This window comes from Xanthomonas sp. SHU 199 (assembly GCF_000364665.1).
GTDB lineage: Bacteria > Pseudomonadota > Gammaproteobacteria > Xanthomonadales > Xanthomonadaceae > Xanthomonas_A > Xanthomonas_A sontii.
In genome coordinates, this window is the sequence record NZ_AQOI01000267.1 from 1 (window position 1) to 7,885 (window position 7,885).

6 protein-coding genes are annotated in these 7,885 nt (G+C 69.5%); 5 read left to right on the forward strand and 1 reads right to left on the reverse strand.

Features of this window, described 5'->3' with window-relative positions:
- Positions 1–69: 69 nt before the first annotated feature.
- Entirely contained in the window at positions 70–861 is a 792-nt protein-coding gene (locus tag D183_RS0110205) for an undecaprenyl-diphosphate phosphatase (protein ID WP_017908899.1), read from the reverse strand.
- A 223-nt stretch (positions 862–1,084) separates the two neighbouring features.
- On the opposite strand from D183_RS0110205, the gene glnA reads away from it, so the two are divergent.
- The 5 genes from glnA to ntrC all read left to right on the forward strand — a co-directional run bounded on the left by glnA (position 1,085) and on the right by ntrC (position 7,430).
- Positions 1,085–2,494, forward strand: a complete 1,410-nt coding sequence (gene glnA, locus D183_RS0110210; RefSeq protein WP_017908900.1) for a type I glutamate--ammonia ligase — start codon at positions 1,085–1,087, stop codon at positions 2,492–2,494.
- A gap of 325 nt (positions 2,495–2,819) precedes the next feature.
- Complete coding sequence (locus tag D183_RS0110220) at positions 2,820–3,158, forward strand: P-II family nitrogen regulator (protein ID WP_010341076.1); 339 nt, start codon at positions 2,820–2,822, stop codon at positions 3,156–3,158.
- A 19-nt stretch (positions 3,159–3,177) separates the two neighbouring features.
- Complete coding sequence (gene amt / locus D183_RS0110225) at positions 3,178–4,623, forward strand: ammonium transporter (protein ID WP_026144356.1); 1,446 nt, start codon at positions 3,178–3,180, stop codon at positions 4,621–4,623.
- Between the two features lie 328 nt (positions 4,624–4,951).
- Positions 4,952–5,989: a two-component system sensor histidine kinase NtrB gene (locus tag D183_RS0110230; protein WP_017908904.1), complete on the forward strand. Its 1,038-nt coding sequence runs from the start codon at positions 4,952–4,954 to the stop codon at positions 5,987–5,989.
- Between the two features lie 10 nt (positions 5,990–5,999).
- Entirely contained in the window at positions 6,000–7,430 is a 1,431-nt protein-coding gene (ntrC, locus tag D183_RS0110235) for a nitrogen regulation protein NR(I) (protein WP_017908905.1), read from the forward strand.
- Positions 7,431–7,885 lie beyond the last annotated feature (455 nt).

The window sequence follows — 7,885 nt, forward strand, 5'->3', positions numbered from 1 at the left end:
CCCCTCTCCCTTCGGGAGAGGGGTTGGGGTGAGGGTAAGGAGCGCGCAGCGCCCCGCCGATGCAACCCCTCAGGCCGCCGGCAACCACAGCAGCAGCGCCGCGCCCAGCACGATGCGGTACACCGCGAAGGCGGTGAAGCGGTGCGACTTGATGTAGCCCAGCAGCCACTTCACCACCACGAAGCCGGTGACCATCGAGGCGACGAAGGCCAGGGCCACGTCGCCCCAGTTCTCGCTGCCCAGGCCGCCGTCCTTGTACAGCTCCAGGAACGAATACGCGCTGGCCGCGAACATGGTCGGAATGCCGACCAGGAAGGCGAACTCGGCCGCGGCCGAGCGCTTGCTCAGGCCCAGCAGCATCGCCAGGAAGATCGTCGCCGCCGAGCGCGAGGTGCCGGGGAACACGCCGGCCACCACCTGCGCCAGGCCGACCGCGATGGCCACCGTCCAGGTCACCGTCTCGCGCTCCGGCATACGCGCAGCGAAGTACTCGGCCACCAGCATCCACACGCCGCCGATTACCAGCGCCCACGCCACCGGCTGCACGCTGTCGGGCAACTGCCAGCCGGCCTTGCGGACGATGAGACCGACCACCGCGGTCACCAGGAAGGCGGCGCCCAGCTTGAAGGCGTAGTCGCGGTTGGCGCGGTCGCCCAGGCCGGTGGCCAGATCCCACAGGCGCTGCCGGAACACCAGGGTGGTGGCCAGGATCGCGCCGGCCTGGATCACGATGTTGAAGAAGTCGGACCGGTGGCCGAGCCAGCGCTCGGCGATCAACAGGTGCCCGGTGCTGGAAATGGGCAGGAATTCGGTCAGGCCTTCGATGATGCCCAGCAGCAGGGCCGACAACAGATCGCTCATGGAGGAGAGGGTCGCTTTGGGGGAGGGGAAGCTGCGCAAGGATAGAGCATCCGCCTCGCGCACAAATTTGGTGCGTTCAGGTGTGAATGCACCACTAAAGTGCAGTGCATTTGCATCCTTCGCGTGCACGCTTCAGCAGAATCAAGGGCTTGTGAGTGCCACACGCTTGGCATGGCGATTGCTGATACTCGCCCACGCCCTTCACAACCCGAGGTTGCATCGAATGTCTGCGGAAACTATTGAGAAGCTGGTCAAGGACAACAAGATCGAGTTCGTCGACCTGCGCTTCGTCGACATGCGCGGCGTGCAGCAGCACGTCACCTTCCCGGTCAGCATCATCGAGCCGGCGCTGTTCGAGGAAGGCAAGATGTTCGACGGCAGCTCGATCGCCGGCTGGAAGGGCATCAACGAGTCGGACATGGTCCTGCTGCCCGACGCCGACACCGCCTTCGTCGATCCGTTCATGGCCGATCCGACCCTGGTGCTGACCTGCGACATCCTCGACCCGGCCACCATGCAGAGCTACGGCCGCGATCCGCGCGGCGTGGCCAAGCGCGCCGAGGCCTACCTGAAGTCCAGCGGCATCGCCGACCAGGCGTTCTTCGGCCCGGAGCCGGAATTCTTCATCTTCGACGGCGTGCGCTTCGGCAACGAGATGGGCCACACCTTCTTCAAGATCGATTCGGAAGAGGCGGCCTGGAGCAGCGGCAGCAAGATCGAAGGCGGCAACAGCGGCTACCGTCCGGCGGTCAAGGGCGGCTACTTCCCGGTGCCGCCGACCGACTCGCTGCAGGACCTGCGCGCCGAGATGTGCAAGACCCTGGAGCAGGTCGGCATCGAAGTCGAAGTGCACCACCACGAAGTGGCCACCGCCGGCCAGTGCGAGATCGGCACCAAGTTCAACTCGCTGGTGAAGAAGGCCGACGAACTGATGATGATGAAGTACATCATCAAGAACGTCGCCTACCGCAACGGCAAGACCGCGACCTTCATGCCCAAGCCGATCGTCGGCGACAACGGCTCGGGCATGCACGTGCACCAGTCGCTGGCCAAGGGCGGCACCAACCTGTTCTCCGGCGACGGCTACGGCGGCCTGTCGCAGATGGCGCTGTGGTACATCGGCGGCATCTTCAAGCACGCCAAGGCGATCAACGCCTTCACCAATTCCGGCACCAACAGCTACAAGCGTCTGGTCCCGGGCTTCGAGGCGCCGGTGATGCTGGCCTACTCGGCGCGCAACCGTTCGGCCTCGTGCCGCATTCCGTGGGTGTCCAACCCGAAGGCGCGCCGCATCGAGATCCGCTTCCCGGATCCGCTGCAGTCCGGCTATCTGACCTTCGCCGCGCTGATGATGGCCGGCCTGGACGGCATCAAGAACCAGATCGACCCGGGCGCGCCCAGCGACAAGGACCTGTACGACCTGCCGCCGGAAGAAGAGAAGCAGATCCCGCAGGTGTGCTCCAGCCTCGACCAGGCGCTGGAAGCGCTGGACGCCGACCGCGAGTTCCTCAAGGCCGGCGGCGTGTTCACCGACGACTTCATCGACGGCTACATCGCGCTGAAGATGCAGGAAGTGACCAAGTTCCGCGCGGCCACGCACCCGCTGGAATACCAGCTGTACTACGCCAACTGAGTTCCACGCGCGGCGATGGCGAAGGCTTCCCCTCCCTCCTTCGCCATCGCCGCCACCTGCCCGGCTGGGGAGCCGCGCAGGTGGTCCGCGCCCACCATCGCGTCATCGAGTGTCCAGGGGATGGACCGCGCAACAGAGCGCTTGCGTGCCGTGGGCCACGTTCCCTCCCACGTCGCCGTCGCCGCCGCACCTTGGGTGCGGTGGGCCACGGCGTGATCCACGGAACGCATCGCGCAGCAGCACCCGCGCCGTTCGCGGCGCGGTCGATGGGCCCAGTGCCGGTCGGCCTTCGGCGGCCGGTTCCTTCCACCAACGGGGTATGCGCATGAAACTGATCACCGCCATCATCCGGCCATTCAAGCTCGACGAGGTCCGCGAGGCCTTGTCGCAGGCTGGGGTGTCCGGCATCACCGTCACCGAGGTCAAGGGCTTCGGTCGGCAGAAGGGCCACACCGAGTTGTATCGCGGTGCCGAGTACGTCGTCGACTTCCTGCCCAAGATCAAGATCGAGACGGTGGTGACCGACGAGCGTCTGGACGCCGTGGTCGAGGCGATCCAGGGCGCGGCCGGCACCGGCAAGATCGGCGACGGCAAGATCTTCGTCACCGCCATCGAGCAGGTCGTCCGCATCCGTACCGGCGAAATCGGCGCCGATGCGCTCTAACCCCACCTTGGAGCCCTTCATGAAGACAGGTCTGTTCGCCGGGTGGAAGGCCCGGTTCTACGCGGTATGCATGCTGATGCTGGTCAGCGCGATGGCGGTCGGCATCCCCGGCAAGGCCTTCGCCCAAGCCGAAACCACCCCGGCGCCGACGCCGGACGTGGTCACCGAACAACTGACGCCGCCGCCCGCACCGGCCGCCGCGCCGGCCGCGGCCGCGGCCACGCCGGCGCCGGTGGTGGACAAGGGCGACGTCGCCTGGATGCTCACCTCCACGCTGCTGGTGCTGCTGATGGTGGTGCCCGGCCTGGCGCTGTTCTACGGCGGCATGGTCCGCGCCAAGAACGTGCTGTCGGTGCTGATCCAGGTCGGCGTGGTGTTCTCGCTGATCGCGGTGCTGTGGGTGGTGTACGGCTACAGTCTGGCGTTCGCCGACGGCGGTCCGTTCATCGGCACGCTGCACAAGGCGCTGCTGGCGGGCGTCGACACCACCACGCTGGCCGACACCTTCTCCAAGGGCTTCAAGCTGCCGGAGTACGTGTTCGTCGCCTTCCAGCTGACCTTCGCCGGCATCACCGGCGCGCTGATCGTCGGCGCCTTCGCCGAGCGGGTGAAGTTCGCCGCGGTGCTGCTGTTCGTGGTCATCTGGTTCACCTTCGGCTACCTGCCGCTGGCGCACATGGTGTGGTCGACCCCGGGCTTCCTGTTCAGCAGGAGTGCGCTGGACTTCGCCGGCGGCACCGTGGTCCACATCAACGCCGGCGTGGCCGGTCTGGTCGGTTCGTACTTCGTCGGCAAGCGCCTGGGCTTCGGCCACACCGCGCTGAAGCCGCACAACGTGACCCTGACCTTCGTCGGCGCCTCGCTGCTGTGGGTGGGCTGGTTCGGCTTCAACGCCGGCTCGGCGCTGGAAGCCAACGCCACCGCCGCACTGGCCTTCCTCAACACCCTGTTGGCCACCGCCGCGGCGGTGCTGGCCTGGTCGCTGACCGAGAAGGTGATCAAGGGCAAGTCCTCGGCGCTGGGCGTGGCCTCGGGCATGGTCGCCGGCCTGGTCGGCATCACCCCCGCCGCCGGCACCGTGGGGCCGTTCGGCGCCATCGCCATCGGCGTGGCCGCCGGCGTGATCTGCGTGTGGGGCGTGACCGGGCTGAAGAAGCTGCTCAATGCCGACGACACCCTGGACGTGTTCGGCGTGCACGGCGTCGGCGGCATCGTCGGCGCGATCCTCACCGGCGTGTTCACCGACAAGGCGCTGGGCGGCATGGGCTACGCCGAGGGCGTGACCATGGGCCACCAGGTGCTGGTGCAGGCCGAAGGCGTGCTGATCACTGTCGGCTGGATCGGCGTGGTCTCGGTGGTCGGCTTCCTGATCGCCAAGCTGGTGATCGGCCTGCGCGTGCCGGAAGACGCCGAGCGCGAGGGCCTGGACATCACCTCGCATGGCGAATCCGCCTACGAGTTGTGAGTTTCGCCGGCCCGCGACGGCGGTCGCGGGCCTTGTCGCAGGACGTGTGGCCGGCGCTTGTGGCCGGTCCACGCGGCCGCGGCCTTCGCCGGCGCTTCCTGGGGGGAAGCGCCGGCCATTCTCAAAAGATCGAGGTATTCCGCGTGGCCATTCGCCTCGCCACACCCCCGGCTTTACGCAAGAGTCCTGGTTGCGTCGTGATGCATGGGCGGGTGGCGGCAGCCACTGGTCGTCAGGCGGCTGCGCGACGCGCCATCCGCGAGGGCAGCGGCCGGGCCATGCGCCGCTCGCCCGTGCCGCCTGCTCGGCTTTGCACTACATTGGTGCAATGGCCATGAACACCCCGCCGCCCCCGCTTTCCGCCCTTGGCACCCCGGTGGTCTGGGCTGATACCGACGGCCGCCTGCGCGGCGCCAATCCCGCTTTCGCGCGCTGGCTCGGGGTCAGCGTGCGGCGCCTGCTCGACCAGCCGCTGGCCTCGCTGGAAGTGCAGGGCGATGCGCTCGCACGGTTCCTGCGCAACGACGAGCGCGACGTGTTGCGCCTGCACCGCATGGCCCTGGCCGTGCCCGGCGAGCCGCCGCGCTTCGCCGAGGGCTGGCTGTCGCGGCTGGACGATGGCGGCTGGCTGCTGGAAGCGCACCCGGTCGACGAATTCCCCACGCCGGACCCGGCGCAGGCCCTGCCGAACGCGCTCAGCGCGGCGCTCAAGGGCCTGGCCCACGAACTGCGCAATCCGCTGGCCGGGCTCAAGGGCGCCGCGCAGCTGCTGGCGCGCCGCGCCCAGCACCGCGACGAGGACGAGCGCGAACTAATCGAACTGATCGGCGCGGAGATCGAGCGCCTCAACAGCCTGCTCGACCAGTTGCTGTCGCCAGCGCCGGCGCGCCCGCACGCCATGCTCAACATCCACGCGGTGCTGGAGCGGGTGCTGCGCCTGGCCGAGAACGAAGGCGGCTGGTCGGTGCGCCTGCAGCGCGACTACGACCCCAGCATCCCCGAATTCCTCGGCGATGCCGACCGCCTCACCCAGGCGGTGTGGAACCTGGTGCGCAACGCGATCCAGGCCGGCGCGGCGCAGGTCACCTTGCGCACCCGCGTCGAGCACGGCCAGCGCATCCGCGATCGCGTGCACGCGCGCGGCCTGCGCCTGGAGATCGTCGACGACGGCCGCGGCGTGCCCGAGGAACTGGCCGAGCACCTGTTCCTGCCGCTGGTCAGCGGCCGCGCCGAAGGCAGCGGCCTGGGCCTGGCGCTGGCCCAGCAGGTGGCGCGCGAGCATGCCGGCTCGCTGACCTACCGCTCCCGCCCCGGCCACACCGTGTTCACCCTGCTGCTGCCGCAGCGCGCAGCGGACACCGATTAGGAGCACTGCGATGACCGACTCCCTGCAAGGAACGCAACGTATCTGGGTGGTCGACGACGACCGTTCGGTGCGCTTCGTGCTGTCCACCGCGCTGCGCGACGCCGGCTACAGCGTCGACGGCTTCGACAGCGCCGCCGCCGCGCTGCAGGCGCTGGCGCAGCGGCCCATGCCCGACCTGCTGTTCACCGACGTGCGCATGCCCGGCGACGACGGCTTGGTGCTGCTGGACAAGCTCAAGGCCGCGCACCCGCAACTACCGGTGATCGTGATGTCCGCCTACACCGACGTGGCCAGCACCGCCGGCGCGTTCCGCGGCGGCGCACACGAGTTCCTGTCCAAGCCGTTCGACCTGGACGATGCGGTGGCGCTGGCCGCACGCGCGCTGCCCGATGCCGGCAGCGCCATCGCCGCGGCACCGCCAGTGGCGCCGGCCGGGCAGGGCAGCACCGAACTGATCGGCGACACCCCGGCGATGCGCGCGCTGTTCCGCGCCATCGGCCGGCTGGCGCAGGCGCCGCTGTCGGTGCTGATCAACGGCGAGACCGGCACCGGCAAGGAACTGGTCGCGCACGCGCTGCACACAGAGTCGCCGCGCGCGCGCAAACCGTTCGTCGCGCTCAACACCGCCGCGATCCCGGCCGAACTGCTGGAGAGCGAACTGTTCGGCCACGAGGCCGGCGCCTTCACCGGCGCGCAGCGCCGCCACATCGGCCGCTTCGAGCAGGCCGACGGGGGCACCCTGTTCCTGGACGAAATCGGCGACATGCCGCTGCCGCTGCAGACCCGGCTGCTGCGCGTGCTGGCCGAGAACGAATTCTTCCGCGTCGGCGGGCGCGAACTGATCCGGGTCGACGTGCGGGTCATCGCCGCCACCCACCAGGACCTGGAGGCGCTGGTCGAACAGGGCCGCTTCCGCGCCGACCTGTTGCACCGCCTGGACGTGGTGCGATTGCAGTTGCCGCCGCTGCGCGAGCGTCGCGCCGACGTGCCGCAACTGGCCGAGAACTTCCTGGCGATGGCCGCGCGCAAGCTCGACACCCCGCCCAAGCGGCTGGCGCCTGCGGCGCTGGACGCGCTGCGCGCCTATCCCTGGCCGGGCAACGTGCGCGAACTGGAGAACGTGTGCTGGCGCCTGGCCGCGCTGGCGCCGGCGGAAATCATCGATGCCGGCGACGTCGAGGCCGCTCTGCTGCGCGGCGGCCGCCGCGAGCGCAGCGGCGACGGCGGCGAGTGGGACACGCAACTGTCGGCCTGGGCGCAGCAGCGCCTGTCCGACGGCGCCGAGGGCCTGCATGCCGAGGCCCGCGAACGCTTCGACAAGGCGCTGCTGGAAGTGGCGCTGCGCTTCACCCAGGGCCGCCGCGCCGAAGCCGCCGCCCGCCTGGGCGTGGGCCGCAACACCGTCACCCGCAAGCTGGGGCCCGGGCGGCGGCGGCGCTGAGGAAGGAGCCGGGACCCGGGACCCGGAGGCCCGGGACAGCGCGGACTCAGGGGCGGACAGATGTGCGACATGCGCTTGCTGGACTCGGGACGGTAATTGCCGGTTCGGGCTCGTTTACACGCCAGGGGATTCGCTGTGGCATTGCCTCATGCGCCGCTGCGCTGACGCGTCGCTACGCTTTCCGGGTTCCGGGTTCCGGGTTCCGGGTTCCGGGTTCCGCGTTCCGGGTCCCGACCGCCACCGCACACCAAGCCCCGCCTCCGGCCAGCTAGACTGCGCCCCGTGCACCTTCATGGGGTCTGCACGGCTGCCCCTCTAGTTTCGCCCTGCCACAGGAGTCGATGTCGATGCGTTATGGATTGCCCCTCGCCGCGAGCGCCTTGTTGATGCTGGCCGCGTGCAGCAGCGCGCCGCCCAAGGCGCCGCCGCCGCCCCCGCCGCCCAAGGCGCCGCCG